Raw genomic sequence first — 13,242 nt, 5'->3', positions numbered from 1 at the left:
TTCCTCATCAGGACATGACCCCAGTATAGATAGGAGCAATTATCGTTGACACCGAACCTCCAAGGTGAGGAAACAGAATGCTCTCCCCACTCGACTAATCGCGGGCAAGGTTTTCAAAGCGAGTGTATTGGGGGTCAAAGAGGAGCTTGACGGTGCCCACTGGGCCATTGCGGTGCTTGGCAATCAGGAGTTCACAAATGCCGCGATCGGGGGTATCAGGGTTGTAATATTCATCGCGGTACAGCAGAATCACCAAGTCGGCATCCTGTTCAATGGAGCCGGATTCGCGCAAATCAGACATCAGGGGGCGTTTATTTTGCCGCGATTCGACACTGCGGCTGAGTTGGGAGAGGGCAATGACAGGGACATTGAGTTCCCGCGCCAGTCCCTTGAGGGAGCGGGTAATTTTGGAGAGTTCCTGCACCCGACCTTCTGTGGTTTCTTCGCCACCCATCAGTTGCAGATAGTCAATCAAAATGAGGCCGAGACCGTTGGGATGCTCGGCATGGAGGCGACGGGCAGTGGAGCGAATCTCCCCAAGGGTGGGATTGGGAGTGTCGTCAATGTAGATAGGCAGTTGCGAGAGAATCCCGATCGCCCGACTTAGGGGTTCCCACTGGTGTTGGCTAATGCGCCCCGCCCGTAAATAGTTGCTGTCAATGCGGGCTTCGCTGGCAAGGAGACGTTGCACCAGTTGCTCCTTGGACATCTCAAGGCTGTAGATCGCCACCCCCAGATTGTGAATTTCGGCAATGCGACGAGCAATTTGCAGGGCGATCGCCGTCTTGCCCATTGAAGGACGACCGGCAATGATAATCAAGTCCGATCGCTGGAAGCCTTGGGTCATGTTGTCCAGATCATAGAAATTGCAGGATAGACCCGGCTGAATATTACCGATCGCCCGCTGCTCCAATTCCGTAAACGTGCGGGTAAGAATTTCATCGGTGCGGGTCAATCCCTGCTGAATCCGATCCTGCGTCACACTAAAGATCTGCTGCTCGGCCTGATCCAAGATCACATTCAATGAGAGGCTGCTATCGTAACCCAGCTTCACCACATGGGTACCGGCTTCAATAAGCTTACGGCGCAGGTATTTTTCCTTGACCAAGAGGGCGTAGCGATCGATATTGATCGCGCTCACTGTGCGCTCCACCAGTTCCGCCAGCTTGGTGTGCCCCCCAACTCGCTCCAATAGCCCCTGATCCTGTAGCCAAGCGGTAACGCACAGCAGATCCGTGGGGCTGCCGCGACTGTGGAGAGAAACTGCTGCCCGATAGATCTCGCGGTGGGCACTGAGGTAAAAGGCCTCAACCGGCAAAATATCCACCACCCGGTTGATGGCTTCCGGGTCTAAGAGAATACCCCCCAAGATCCACTCTTCCGCTTCGAGGTTCTGGGGGGGAATCAGTTGGCTATCGGGCTGAAAACTTGGCTCCTGAACCATCAAGGAGGCTAGCCCTAATCGGCAACGACTTGGATATTGAGTTTGACACTCACTTCGGGGTGGAGCTTGATTTCAGCCGTGTAGGTGCCCAATTTGCGAATCTCAGGCAGAATCATTTCACGGCGATCAATGGTTTCGCCGGTAATGGCTTGGATGGCATCGGCCACATCTTGCGGTGTAACGCTGCCAAAGAGCATATCTTTTTCGCCCACGGGCATTGAGATAGTAATGGTGGCCAGTTTTTCGAGGGTGGCTTTTTGTTTTTCAGCAACGCCTTTGAGTTCGGCAAGCCGCTGCCGTTCTTTTTCTTGGAGTCGCTCTACGCGCCGCAGGGCACTGGGGGTTGCTGGCTCGGCAATCCCTCTTGGAAATAGGTAATTACGGGCATAGCCGGGGGCGACTTCGACGACTTGACCCATTCGCCCGAGTTTATTGACGGTTTCATTCAAGACAACTTGCACCCGCTTTGCCATGGGGATCCTCTTTCATTAACTGGATGGGTTAACAGCAAGCGTCAGCGCTGGTGGCTACGGCTGCTATTTTAGGACAAATAACTATTCTATAGCCTCTCGGCAGCAATTGCGACAAAAAAAGGGCAGAACGCTGTTCCACCCTTGTACCGAGTTTGTTCCAAAGTTAAGGGTTCACTTAAAGGGGATGGAAGAGCAAGTCGGGATAGAAACGATTAAACTCAATCAAAATCCCAGCGGTAATCGTCATCCAAATGGCGGCCAGCACGGGCGCGGTGGAAAGATAGGTCAAAAAGTGTTTCATGGTACGTCGTCCTTATGACAGTCAACAAACAGTGAAGCTAGCGAGGGGAAACGGTGATTTCGTTGTCTTTGGCGGTGAGTTCACCCGCTGCCAGCTCCTTGAGGGCAGCCAATGGCCAAGCAAACCCCGTGAGCATGCATTTGATGGCAAGGGGCACATCAATAATGATTTCTTTTTCATTGGCTTCACCGCTATCGCGCACGGCAATCAAGTAGGCGCGACCCACCCAGCCAATCCAGCCGGCAATGTACAGGAAGAGCACACTGGGAATGAGAAAATCACCGGCACGGCTGAGGCGACCATCCACAACGAGGTGGGGCAAACCATCTTGGCCGCACAGGGCTTGACTATAGCGCTCAAACCGTTTTTGACCGGAGGCGGGATCAGCGGTGGTATTCACAGCAGCGGCAGCGCGTTTTTGAAAGGCAGGAGAATCTTTGCAGGGGACGAGTCCTGCCACATCAGCGGCGGCTAGAGGGGTAAAACCTAGCCACAGGGTCAAGACAAGGAGTAGGGCTAACAATCGACGCATGGAGTGTTGTCCTCAAATGCAGACAGGTCAAAGTGCATTCACGGAGAGAGCAATCCCTCCCAAAGCTGCCATCATTTTAGCGGATGGGCTTCAACCCAACCCTAGGGGAAAGGTTAATAATTTTTACGAGGGCAAATGCTGACTAATGCTTCCTCTGGCGATCGCTCTATGGTTGATTGGTGCTACCGCACAGACTGCATCTATTGAGCCAGACAAAGCTCCTTTGCTAGACTGGATCTATTGCTGGATTTGACTTTGAAACATCTACACATCGGTGGCGCTGGGGGGAGAGCTGACCCACGGTGATTTCGCAACTATGAAAAGTGTTTCTCCTATTTTGCCCCCCATGGATGCTGACCTGACGTTTAACTTGCCCGACCAAAAGATCCTCGAGACCTTACCTGCCCAACAGTTAGTGGCGATTATTTTGCGCCAGCAGCAAATTATTAATCAACTCCGCCATACCCTCTCGCAGATTCCCGGCGCCCCTGAGGTCGTTCACCCTGAGACCCCACCCCCCTCAGAACCCCATCTGGCACTGGTGAGTGAGGACACGGTTTGTTATTTTCCCTTGACAGGGGGGAACTGCTGGACCATTGGCCGCAGTGAAGACAATTCCATTGTGCTCAGCGATCGCTGGATGTCACGGAACCATGCCATGATTCAGCGCATGGGACAGGGGGAGTTTTATCTCATTGATCTCGGCAGTCGCAATGGCACGTTCGTCAATGGTCGCCGCGTCAGTATTCCCGTTGCCCTGCACAATGGCGATCGCATTACCTTTGGCCAAACGGAACTGGACTTTTTTAACGAACCCTTTGCCCCCCTATTTGCCGAAAATGCCACTCTGTCTTTGCCTCAATCCGAAGGCTCCTCCACAGCACTGCTCCATGTCCGCCGCCTGTTGACGGTCTTGGTTGTGGATATTCGTGACTTTACCAAGCTGACGCGGCAACTCGAAGAGGAGCTACTGTCGGAGCTAATTGGCACGTGGTTTCATCGGGCGGGTGAGATTATTCGTCAATACGGCAGTTGGGTCGACAAGTACATTGGCGATGCGGTCATGGCGGTTTGGATCCACGAAAGCGAGGAGATTGGCTATCAAGAAATTTGCCACACCCTCTCTGCCTTAGAGGATTTACGGCTGATGACGGGAGAACTGCACCAGCACTATCCCTTGCCGTGGCCACTGCGCATTGGTTCTGGTTTGAATACAGGCTATGCAATGGTGGGGAATACGGGGAGTGGCGATCGCCCCGACTATACTGCTCTGGGAGATACCGTTAACGCTGCCTTTCGCCTTGAGAGTGCCACCAAAACCATTGCCGCTGATCTGGCTATGGGGGCAACCACCTACCACTACCTTGTACAGTCTTGTCCAACCGTTGTCCCCTTTCGACCCCAAGTGCTGAACCTCAAGGGCTATGATGCCCCTGTACCCGCCTACGTGGGCAGCTTTGATGACCTCCATCGGTTCCTTGCCCAAGCCATCAAAGGGAGGGACACCCTGCACTAAACACCTGAAAAAAGGGATTAAGGGACGGCCTCCCTCTGATATTATTGAATCACCTGTAGGGGGCAGTCTAGACATCAGTCTATTGTGGGCGTAATGCCTCAGTTTCCTCTGTCACCCTGCTGGCGATCGGCTACCGCCGCCTGCGCTCGCTGTGCGATGTGGTCAGTTCTTTGCTTTGACTCTTAATGAACCGCTGTTTTTTGTAATGATCTGTGAGATTTGGGAGGTAAAGGAATTATGCAACGTTTGGGCCGCTGGCTAGCACTGGCTTACTTCGTGGGCGTTAGCCTGTTGGGCTGGATCAACTGGAGTGCCCCAACCTTGGCGGCAACTGCATCCACCGAGGAAGAACTGGTCAATGTGGTAGATGAGAAACTCGGCACTGCCTATGGTGAAAAAATTGACCTCAACAATACCAACATTGCCGCCTTTATTCAATACCGCGGTCTGTACCCAACCCTAGCTAAATTAATCGTTAAAAATGCCCCCTACCAATCCGTTGAAGATGTCCTGAACATTCCCGGTTTGACGGAGCGGCAAAAGGAAATTCTGCGGGAAAACTTGGATCACTTTACGGTGACCGAGGTGGAAACGGCTCTCGTTGAGGGTGGCGATCGCTATAATAATGGGCTATACAAATAACTACCCTCATTAGATCAATTTTGGGTTAGCGTTGACTCCCGCAACTTCTGGATTTGATGTCTTAATCATTGGCAGTGGTGCTGCGGGTCTCAGTGCTGCCCTTGCCCTTCCCCCTAGCTATCGCATTGGCCTGATTACCAAAACTGACCTTCGACAATCTGCCAGTGGCTGGGCACAAGGCGGTATGGCTGCGGCCATTGACCCGACGGATTCTCCCCTACTCCATGCCCAAGATACCCTTGCTGCGGGGGCTGGCCTCTGTGATCCAGTGAGTGTCCAGTTTTTGGTTGAGCAGGCACCGGTACAGGTGGAGCGGCTCTTGGCGATGGGGGTAGCTTTTGATCGCGTGGGCGATCGCCCGGCTCTGACCCTCGAAGCGGCTCATTCTCGTCCTCGGGTACTTCATGCCGCTGACACCACAGGTCAAGCCCTGATTACAACACTGCTCGAACAGGTCACTGCTGCACCCCATATCACGCTTCTGCCCAATAGCTTTGTCTTTGATCTGTGGCTAGAGTCGGGGCGATGCTGTGGGGTGTGTCTGTTGTGTCAGGGACAACTTCAGTGGCTGCGCTCGGGTGCAGTTGTTCTCGCCACGGGGGGCGGCGGTCAAGTTTTTGCCCAAACCACGAATCCCCCCTTAAGCACTGGCGATGGTGTGGCAATGGCATGGCGGGCAGGAGCACACATTCGGGATGTCGAGTTTTTCCAATTTCATCCCACCGCTCTTGCCGTTGAGGGAGCACCGCGATTTCTGATCAGTGAAGCAGTGCGCGGTGAAGGGGCACATCTCATAGACCACACAGGGCATCGCTTTGTGGCGGACTACCATCCTGCTGGCGAGCTGGCACCACGAGACATTGTCAGTCGTGCCATTTACCGTCACCTTCAGCAGAGCCATGCCCCCCATGTCTGGCTGGACTTACGACCGATTCCCCGCGATCGCCTGCACTACCGTTTTCCGAAAATCATTGCTGTCTGTCGGCAGTGGGGCATTGACGTTGAACAGCAACCCATTCCCGTGTCCCCAGCAGCCCATTACTGGATGGGGGGAGTCGTCACCGATTTGCAGGCTAAGACCAGCCTTCCCGGCCTCTATGCCGTTGGTGAAGTTGCCAGTACTGGTGTCCACGGTGCCAATCGCCTTGCTAGTAACTCCCTTTTGGAATGCTTTGTCTTTTCAGCTCAACTGGCACATCTGCACCCTCAGCCCCTTCCCTTGGCGGTGTCCCCTGTTAGCCAGCAAGCCCTTGAAATTGAGCCAGTGAGTTTTCGGCAGTGGCGCCAAGATCTGCGGGAACTCCTGTGGCAAAGTGCTGGCATTTGTCGCGATGCTCCCACGCTGATGGCCGCTCTTTCCCAAGTGAAGGAATGGCGCCAAGAATTGCTGGCTCATCCGATTGCGATCGCCCTTCGTGAACTCAACCCCAATCACTGCTATACCCTCAGCAATACAGCCGCCCAGACAACTCTTTGGGAATGGGGCGAGCTACGCAATCTCTTGGACATTGCCTACTTAATTCTCAAAAGTGCCCTCTTTCGCGAGGAAAGCCGCGGCGGCCACTACCGTCAAGACTACCCCCAACCCGATCCCAATTGGCAAATGCACACCCTAATTTGGGGAGAGCACTGGCAAAAAGCGGCAATTCAAGGCGTCCAGAGTAAACTATAGTTGCTATAGATTCCAAAAATTTTTTGCGGTGATCTATCCCTATGATGCAGTCACGACGTGTGCAGGAAAGTTTGGTGGGTCTGGTGATCCTTGCGGGCTTAGCCACATTAGGGGTCGGCCTACTCTGGTTGCGGGGCAACCTTGCCGGTACCAATAGCTACACCCTTGAGGTGGAATTGGATACAGCACCCGGCTTAGCGGTGGGGACACAGGTGCGCTATCGCGGTGTCCAAGTGGGACGAGTCACGGCCATTGGGTTTGATGCCAATGGTGTCCAAGTGAGTGTGCGCGTCAACAATGTGTTAATTCCCCGTAGTGCTGTACCGGAGATTCGCCAGTCGGGTTTTATTGGTCAGGCCTTCTTGGACTTTACCCCCAAGGAGCGGGTACCGGAGATTCCCGAGGGCGTCACTGCCTTTGCCCCCAAGTGCCAACCAGACTTGATTTACTGCAACGGCGATCGCGTGACTGGGGTACGCACTGCCAGCTTAGAGGATTTGGTGCGAGCGGCCACTCGTTTTACCACTGCCCTTGAGGAATCGGGGATTATCAACAATGCCAATACCCTTATTTTGGGCGCAACCCGCACCGTCAACCGTGCCGATCAATCCCTGACGAGGGTGACCACTGCTCTCGATAGTTTCAACGCCCTCAGTAATGAAGCCCGTGCTGAACTACGGAATTTTGGCACCGCCTCGCAAGCAGTGACCCGTGCGGCCAACCAGATCAGCGAACTGGTTGAGGTCAACCGCAACACGATTAACTCCGCCTTGCGCAACATTGATGGTGCTGCCCGCGATCTGAGAACCACGCTCAAAGCACTGCGGCCCCTGACAAATCAACTGGAGCAGGGGGAATTGCTGGCCAATTTGGATGCTCTCATTAAAAATGGTGCCGAAGCAGCAGCCAATCTCAATAAAGTCTCTGGGACACTGAGCAGTCCCATCATTATGCTGTCGATCGCCCAAACCCTAGATGCGGCACGCGCAACATTTATCAATGCCCAAAAACTCACGAATGACTTGCTCAAACTCACGGGCGATGAATCCTTCCAGTCTGATTTGCGACGCCTTATTAAAATCCTCAGTCGCCTACTGGCTTCCAGTGAAGAGCTTGAGCAGCAATTCTTGGCACTCCATGCCACTTCCCTAGGAGAAACTCAGCCACCTGCCCCTAGCCCCGCCCCCAGTCCAAGTGGGGCGGCAGCGCCCCCCAAAGAGGAAGAAGCTGCCGTGACCAATGATCCTTAGGTTGGCAATTGGTTTAGCGGGCGGTTTCTGTTCTACCCGTACGGGTAAAGCGCACTTCGATACGACGCCGGGAAACATCTGGATTGCGGTTTGCTGGTGCGAGCTGACCATTGAGCAAGTAGAGCTACCCCGCAGAGTAAGCGCGAAATTTCAGGCCAGCCAGTTGGGGTTGTTTTGCTTGCACCTTGCGCAGTTCGTTGGCGATCGCCAGTGCCCGCATCAGGCCGAGATCAGCATTCGATCCGGGGGTCAAGCGGTTCAATGTATTGGTAGCTACCGCCTGCTCTAGCAAGGTATCGAGATTACTGACCCCGCCTTGATTGGGTTGGCCGTCGGTATGGCCAATGATTTCCACGGTGTCAATGCCATACTTTTTGCGGGTATCCATAACCATTGAGGCTAAATTGACCCAAATGTATTGGCGAAACGGTTCCGAGAGTTGCGCACTGCCCGCAGGGAAACGAAATTTTTCATTATCTGGAATAGAACGATTGCCGGGAACCACAGGTGGATTCATAGTCGGTGGCTTAAATTGCGAGATTTCTAGGGTTAAAGGGGTCGCCTCTGTTTATCATAGACCTAAGGAATAAATGCATAGCACCTAAGTTGCAAAGCGATCGGTTGTTACTGGGGATACGACTTACCATGGAGAATGCCTTACCTGCGGTTTATTTAAGTGTGTTGATTATTCTACTCGGCGTCTCAGCTTGGTTTGTGGTCAAACAAATCCTCAAAACCCGCCGCATTGAATCTACTTTGGCACGCCTCCAACGAAAACTCAAGCAGGAACCGGGCACGACTCAGGAATACTTTGAGCTAGGCAGCATCTACCTGACAAAGAAACTGGCCAGTCAAGCCATTCCCCTGTTTCAAAAGGCTCTGAAGGCGGCTGAAAACGAAGGCGAAACCTACCTTGCTCCCATCTACAATGCCCTTGGCTATGCCTACTTCATGCAGGAGCAGTATGACTTGGCCATTCGCCAGTACAAAGAGGCTCTAAAAAACCAGCCTGAGTACATCACGGCTGCCAACAACCTCGGTCACGCCTATGAGAAAAAGAACCTAGCCCAACCTGCCCTTGAAGCCTATCAACATACCTTGAAATACGACCCCAACAACGCGATCGCCCAACGGCGGGTGAATTCCCTGAAAAAACGGCTGAGTGGCGCGGCGGCTTGAGGATACCTCGTCAAGCAAAAACTAGTTAACAATAAAAAACTGGCTAGGACATTTCCCAACCAGTTCGCAATTCACTCTGTGTATTTAGCTGGATAAGCTACCCCTCGGTTTAGGCGTCTCCTTCGATATAGAGGAACAGCAACCCCATCACCACCGTGGGCATCAGCCAGCACACCACGGGAATAAAAATCCAAGGCAAAAAGGATGCAGCGTAAGATCCCATCATAATCAGCGGTTCTCCTTCTGGGTGATCAAAAGTAAAGTGTGAGCAAAGCCCTAGTTAAAGAGGCCGGTCATGATGCCATCCACAACAGCAAAGTTTTCGAGGAGGAAGAAGGCCACAAAGGCACCACCCATAGCCCCCACAAAGAAGCCAGCCGTAAACTGACTCCAACCCTCACCGGTTTTCAGGGGATCGCTGCTGCTGCCACCCTTTTGAAAACTGACTAGACCATAGGCCGCTAAGCAGGCCGTGGCAATCAAAATCAGGGCGATACCAGAAATCAAACCGCCCAAGTTGGCCACATCGGAGTCCCGCAGGGGACCGAGCTTGACCCAAGGACCAATGAGGAAGTAGCCATGGGCCATGCCAATTTCAAGACCCCGCAGAATGGGGGAGAGGCCTTGACGATAGGCGGGGAGGTTACCAATAAAAGTCTTCACTAGGCCAGAGTCAGAAATGGGCGTTGACAAGTGCCCCACAAAGGGATCGCCATTGTATGGCTTAACCAGTTCTTCTGCCATGATTTTTATTTCCCTAGCATTCCGTCATGTCCGCGCACAGGCACGAACCTAAGTGGTTATTCTAGGCAAGGGCGGGCGATCGCGCGAGAGAGGGCGTTCATCTCTTCAAGAAAGTTCATGTATCGCAACATCCCCTTACGCAGTCCCGCCCTCAAGTGCCGCCTAGTAGGTGGGCACGCTGGGATCCACTTCGCGACTCCAAGCGTCAATGCCCCCTTTGATATTGATTCCCTCAATGCCAGCCTGTTTCAGTATGCCCAAGGCTTTGGCAGAGCGCCCCCCCATCTTGCAGTGCACCAAGAGGCGATGGCTATTCACCAGATTGCGGATTTTCTCCACACCGGGGCCATTTTCAATTTCCGAGAGGGGAATGAGCACAGCGCTAGGAATCCGAGCAATTTCGTACTCGTTGGGGTTGCGCACATCCACAAGGACGTAATCTTGGGCACCGCTGTCCATGAGGGCTTTGAGTTCTTGGACGGTCATTTCGGGAATTTCTGCCATTTGGGCGGCCTCCTGTGCTTTCGCTTGGCGAATACCACAGAATTCTTCGTAGTCAATGAGCTTGTCAATGACTGGCCGTTCGGGGTTGGGGCGCAGCTTGAGTTCACGGAATTTCATGTCGAGGGCGTTGAAGAGCAAGAGGCGGCCACTCAGGGTTGTGCCTTTGCCAAGAATAATTTTAATCGTCTCCGTGGCTTGGATGACGCCAATCATACCCGGTAGAATCCCAAGAACGCCCCCTTCCGCACAGGAGGGCACTAGGCCCGGTGGCGGCGGTTCCGGATAGAGATCACGATAGTTAGGGCCGCCCTCATAGTTAAAGACCGTGGCTTGGCCCTCAAAGCGAAAGATCGAGCCGTAGACATTGGGCTTATTCAGGAGCACACAGGCATCGTTCACCAAGTAGCGGGTGGGGAAGTTATCGGTGCCATCCACCACAATGTCGTAGTCCGCCATAATCTCAAGGGCATTGGCGGCGCTCAAGCGAGTTTCGTAGAGATCCACTTGGCAGTAGGGATTGATCTCAAGGATGCGGTGCTTGGCCGATTGAATTTTCGGCTTGCCCACCCAAGAGGTGCCGTGGATCACCTGCCGTTGCAAATTGGAGCTATCCACCACATCAAAATCTACAATGCCAAGGCGGCCAATACCGGCAGCGGCGAGATAGAGCAGCAGAGGTGATCCCAATCCACCCGTGCCAATGCAAAGCACGCTGGCAGCTTTGAGGCGTTTTTGACCCTCAACACCCACCTCTGGCAAAATCAGATGGCGGGAATAGCGTTCATAGTCGTCTTTCGTGAGTTCAATCGTAGAAAGGTCTGGATTTAGCATGGTAGCCCTTCATAAAAAATGCGGCTGATCTAACCCGATCAGCAAGGGTGAGGGGATTTTCTTATTTTACTTAGGGGCGCGACAGAGGATCTGCCAAGGTTTCAATTGTCAACACTTGGGGGGGGGTCGCATCCGGCGGATAGAGCAGGGTGAACTGTACCCAGCGGATTTCTTGGGGTTGTAGCGTGAGCCGCACGAGATCGTCCCCCTGCTGGCCCTGACGTTGGACAAGGTGAATGATTCGACTTTGGGGGGTGCCTTGATCATCGCGGAAGCGCAATCGGATACTGCCTCGGAAAAAGATGCGGGTGGGTGGTTCAGCAAAGAACCGTAAGCCCCTGGCGGGGGCGTCGAATTTGATGGGGGTTTGGAGGGCAAGGCGCACGGTCTGGGGGCGATCGCTGGTGTTTTGTAGCGGTAGCACCAGATCATATTCAATGCCATAGTTGCCATGGGCAGCATAGGCCGTATCGGGATAGCGCACCACGAGGGGAGCCGTTTGCACTTGTCCTGTGCCCAAGCGCCCTGCCACTAACGAACTAATGGGATAGGAGAAGGCGGTACCCGCGGCGGGAATCGGAATCGGTTGTTGTTGGGGATTGTGCCAGCGGGAGCCAAGGGCGACACCCGCCACTCGGCCATAGATAATGCTGCCCCCTTGATCGGGGGGGGTGGGGGCGCGATCGCGGGGGGTGACCAATTCCCCTGCCGTCAGTGTCTGCTGCCATTGCTCTAGGGTCGGCGGTTCATTGCCAAAGCGGGCTAAACTGGCGAGGTAGAGGTTGCCACTACTGCGGGCACGAATCAGCAGCGAACGGCCATTGAGGGGGGGGTCGAGTCCCTTGACCGGAATCGGTAAATTGGCGATCAGGGCATAACTGCGTGGGGGAATCATGATTTGTGCGGGCCATCCCGATTGCCGCCGTTGTCGCAAAATATCCAGCATGACGCGATCGCCCGGACCAGCAAAAACTTGGCCGAGATCATTGGCCTGCTGATTGGGCAGAGGACGAAAGGGCGCATCCGGCTGACTCAAGTAACTGGCGGCATGGATCAAATTCACCGTTACCGGTTCAGAACTGGGGTTGTAGGCGAGAATCCCTAGGTAGAGGGTCGTGAGATCCTGCGGGTCGCGGGGCTTCGCAATATGGTGGGCAAAAATATCAAAGCGATCGCGAAAAGCAAAGTTCAAGTGGGCACTAGGAGTTGCTTTGCCCTCTGGCGGAAATGTGGACAGGAGAATCCCTGATCGCTGCACCACCTCTGGGCTATTGCTATTCAACACAGGCACCTGATCAAGGGCACCCGGTAAAGGGAGCACTTTTTGCGGTTTTTCAATTGTTGCCGGCGCCTGAGCTAGCACTGGGGAAATGACAACCAAGGCCGCACCGCTCCCCAAAAACCAACGGAAATGAACAGACATTACCGAGACCTAGTAGCTCATTTGCAGCGTTACACTCGCCTCTACCTGTAATTCCCCGGACACCACAGGGGTGCTATCGGCCATGTTTGCTGCGCGAACGGCAAGGGGTCTTGGCGGGGGTGCCGCCTGATTAATTTGAATGCTCACCACTTGGCGCGGTTGGAGATTGAGGGCACTGAGTACCGCTTGGGCTTGACTTTGGGCATCTTGGGTCGCGCGCTGCAGGGCAGTGCGTTGGGCAGCGGCAATCGTCGCCTCTGGTGCGGTGAAGCTAATATTGTCAATCGTGGTTGCGCCAGCTTGGACAGCAGCATCAAGAAGGGGCCCCACGCGATCGCTAGCAATGCGAAAACTCACCGTATTGCGCCCGATATAGCCCACCAGTATCCGCTGATTGTTGGTGTATTGATAATTGGGACTGAGGCTCAGCCCCGTGGTTTGCAGTTGACTGACTTCCCGTGCCCGCAGAACCGCCAAAACGGCATTGGCTCGCCGCGCCACCTCTTGCTGTACCTCTTGAGCCGTGCGACCTTGCACCTCGACCCCTAGGCTGACTTGGGCAAGGGTTGCTGAAATGGCTTCTGTGCCTCGACCTGTAACCGTCAGGGTACGTTGGGCTTCTTGGCTCACGGCGGGTCGCTCAGCAACCACCACAGATCCCCCAACAAGAAGCGCGGCAAGACTGAGGGTATAAAAAGGCGTTAACGGATGTTTCACAGCGGTATTCACCA

15 protein-coding genes are annotated in these 13,242 nt (G+C 54.0%); 5 read left to right on the top strand and 10 right to left on the bottom strand.

What is annotated here, in order from left to right:
• Positions 1-94 precede the first annotated feature (94 nt).
• The 4 genes from dnaB to M0646_RS09515 all read right to left on the bottom strand — a co-directional run bounded on the left by dnaB (position 95) and on the right by M0646_RS09515 (position 2,750).
• Positions 95-1,444, bottom strand: a complete 1,350-nt coding sequence (gene dnaB, locus M0646_RS09530; protein ID WP_149820297.1) for a replicative DNA helicase — start codon at positions 1,442-1,444, stop codon at positions 95-97.
• A 14-nt stretch (positions 1,445-1,458) separates the two neighbouring features.
• A complete protein-coding gene (gene rplI / locus M0646_RS09525) occupies positions 1,459-1,917 on the bottom strand; it encodes a 50S ribosomal protein L9 (RefSeq protein WP_149820295.1) in 459 nt (152 codons plus the stop codon).
• A 175-nt stretch (positions 1,918-2,092) separates the two neighbouring features.
• Positions 2,093-2,218, bottom strand: a complete 126-nt coding sequence (psaJ, locus tag M0646_RS09520; RefSeq protein WP_011058244.1) for a photosystem I reaction center subunit IX — start codon at positions 2,216-2,218, stop codon at positions 2,093-2,095.
• 37 nt (positions 2,219-2,255) lie between these two features.
• The gene (locus tag M0646_RS09515) at positions 2,256-2,750 is read right to left on the bottom strand and encodes a Photosystem I reaction center subunit III (protein ID WP_149820294.1); all 495 of its coding nucleotides are present in this window, start codon (positions 2,748-2,750) and stop codon (positions 2,256-2,258) included.
• A gap of 316 nt (positions 2,751-3,066) precedes the next feature.
• Here M0646_RS09515 and M0646_RS09510 point away from each other — a divergent pair, with 316 nt between their 5' ends.
• From M0646_RS09510 to M0646_RS09495, 4 genes are all read left to right on the top strand, one after another.
• Entirely contained in the window at positions 3,067-4,266 is a 1,200-nt protein-coding gene (locus tag M0646_RS09510) for an adenylate/guanylate cyclase domain-containing protein (protein ID WP_286625493.1), read from the top strand.
• Between the two features lie 237 nt (positions 4,267-4,503).
• Positions 4,504-4,908 (top strand): photosystem II complex extrinsic protein PsbU, encoded by a 405-nt coding sequence (psbU, locus tag M0646_RS09505; RefSeq protein ID WP_206200911.1) that lies wholly within the window; start codon positions 4,504-4,506, stop codon positions 4,906-4,908.
• Positions 4,909-4,939: 31 nt separating this feature from the next.
• Complete coding sequence (gene nadB / locus M0646_RS09500; RefSeq protein WP_286625492.1) at positions 4,940-6,580, top strand: L-aspartate oxidase; 1,641 nt, start codon at positions 4,940-4,942, stop codon at positions 6,578-6,580.
• Positions 6,581-6,621: 41 nt separating this feature from the next.
• Positions 6,622-7,830 (top strand): MlaD family protein, encoded by a 1,209-nt coding sequence (locus tag M0646_RS09495; RefSeq protein ID WP_286625491.1) that lies wholly within the window; start codon positions 6,622-6,624, stop codon positions 7,828-7,830.
• A gap of 124 nt (positions 7,831-7,954) precedes the next feature.
• On the opposite strand, the gene M0646_RS09490 is transcribed toward M0646_RS09495, so the two are convergent.
• Positions 7,955-8,347, bottom strand: a complete 393-nt coding sequence (locus M0646_RS09490) for a hypothetical protein (protein WP_286625489.1) — start codon at positions 8,345-8,347, stop codon at positions 7,955-7,957.
• 128 nt (positions 8,348-8,475) lie between these two features.
• Between M0646_RS09490 and M0646_RS09485 the strand changes: the two genes are divergently transcribed.
• The gene (locus M0646_RS09485) at positions 8,476-9,009 is read left to right on the top strand and encodes a tetratricopeptide repeat protein (protein WP_149820285.1); all 534 of its coding nucleotides are present in this window, start codon (positions 8,476-8,478) and stop codon (positions 9,007-9,009) included.
• A gap of 109 nt (positions 9,010-9,118) precedes the next feature.
• Here M0646_RS09485 and M0646_RS09480 read toward each other — a convergent pair whose 3' ends face one another.
• From M0646_RS09480 to M0646_RS09460, 5 genes are all read right to left on the bottom strand, one after another.
• Positions 9,119-9,235, bottom strand: coding sequence for a photosystem I reaction center subunit VIII (locus tag M0646_RS09480; protein ID WP_149820283.1), 117 nt, complete (start codon positions 9,233-9,235; stop codon positions 9,119-9,121).
• Between the two features lie 50 nt (positions 9,236-9,285).
• Positions 9,286-9,753 carry a photosystem I reaction center protein subunit XI gene (locus tag M0646_RS09475; protein WP_149820281.1) on the bottom strand — a complete coding sequence of 156 codons (468 nt, stop codon included), beginning with the start codon at positions 9,751-9,753 and terminating at the stop codon, positions 9,286-9,288.
• A gap of 162 nt (positions 9,754-9,915) precedes the next feature.
• A complete protein-coding gene (gene moeB, locus M0646_RS09470) occupies positions 9,916-11,088 on the bottom strand; it encodes a molybdopterin-synthase adenylyltransferase MoeB (RefSeq protein WP_286625487.1) in 1,173 nt (390 codons plus the stop codon).
• Between the two features lie 70 nt (positions 11,089-11,158).
• A complete protein-coding gene (locus M0646_RS09465; RefSeq protein WP_286625486.1) occupies positions 11,159-12,511 on the bottom strand; it encodes a DUF3370 domain-containing protein in 1,353 nt (450 codons plus the stop codon).
• 9 nt (positions 12,512-12,520) lie between these two features.
• The gene (locus M0646_RS09460; RefSeq protein WP_399374380.1) at positions 12,521-13,240 is read right to left on the bottom strand and encodes an SIMPL domain-containing protein; all 720 of its coding nucleotides are present in this window, start codon (positions 13,238-13,240) and stop codon (positions 12,521-12,523) included.
• Positions 13,241-13,242: the final 2 nt, after the last annotated feature.

This window comes from Thermosynechococcus sp. B3, assembly GCF_030323045.1.
In the GTDB taxonomy this organism is placed as follows: domain Bacteria; phylum Cyanobacteriota; class Cyanobacteriia; order Thermosynechococcales; family Thermosynechococcaceae; genus Thermosynechococcus.
This window is presented reverse-complemented; position numbering and strand designations above follow the sequence as displayed.

Bases quoted from the DNA above. Each gene is read 5' to 3' on its own strand.
- M0646_RS09480 (WP_149820283.1), bottom strand. From the start codon at position 9,235: ATGATGGGATCTTACGCTGCATCCTTTTTGCCTTGGATTTTTATTCCC.
- M0646_RS09490 (WP_286625489.1), bottom strand. From the start codon at position 8,347: ATGAATCCACCTGTGGTTCCCGGCAATCGTTCTATTCCAGATAATGAA.
- M0646_RS09465 (WP_286625486.1), bottom strand. From the start codon at position 12,511: ATGTCTGTTCATTTCCGTTGGTTTTTGGGGAGCGGTGCGGCCTTGGTT.
- dnaB (WP_149820297.1), bottom strand. From the start codon at position 1,444: ATGGTTCAGGAGCCAAGTTTTCAGCCCGATAGCCAACTGATTCCCCCC.
- M0646_RS09495 (WP_286625491.1), top strand. From the start codon at position 6,622: ATGATGCAGTCACGACGTGTGCAGGAAAGTTTGGTGGGTCTGGTGATC.
- M0646_RS09485 (WP_149820285.1), top strand. From the start codon at position 8,476: ATGGAGAATGCCTTACCTGCGGTTTATTTAAGTGTGTTGATTATTCTA.
- psbU (WP_206200911.1), top strand. From the start codon at position 4,504: ATGCAACGTTTGGGCCGCTGGCTAGCACTGGCTTACTTCGTGGGCGTT.
- M0646_RS09475 (WP_149820281.1), bottom strand. From the start codon at position 9,753: ATGGCAGAAGAACTGGTTAAGCCATACAATGGCGATCCCTTTGTGGGG.
- psaJ (WP_011058244.1), bottom strand. From the start codon at position 2,218: ATGAAACACTTTTTGACCTATCTTTCCACCGCGCCCGTGCTGGCCGCC.
- M0646_RS09515 (WP_149820294.1), bottom strand. From the start codon at position 2,750: ATGCGTCGATTGTTAGCCCTACTCCTTGTCTTGACCCTGTGGCTAGGT.
- M0646_RS09510 (WP_286625493.1), top strand. From the start codon at position 3,067: ATGAAAAGTGTTTCTCCTATTTTGCCCCCCATGGATGCTGACCTGACG.
- moeB (WP_286625487.1), bottom strand. From the start codon at position 11,088: ATGCTAAATCCAGACCTTTCTACGATTGAACTCACGAAAGACGACTAT.
- rplI (WP_149820295.1), bottom strand. From the start codon at position 1,917: ATGGCAAAGCGGGTGCAAGTTGTCTTGAATGAAACCGTCAATAAACTC.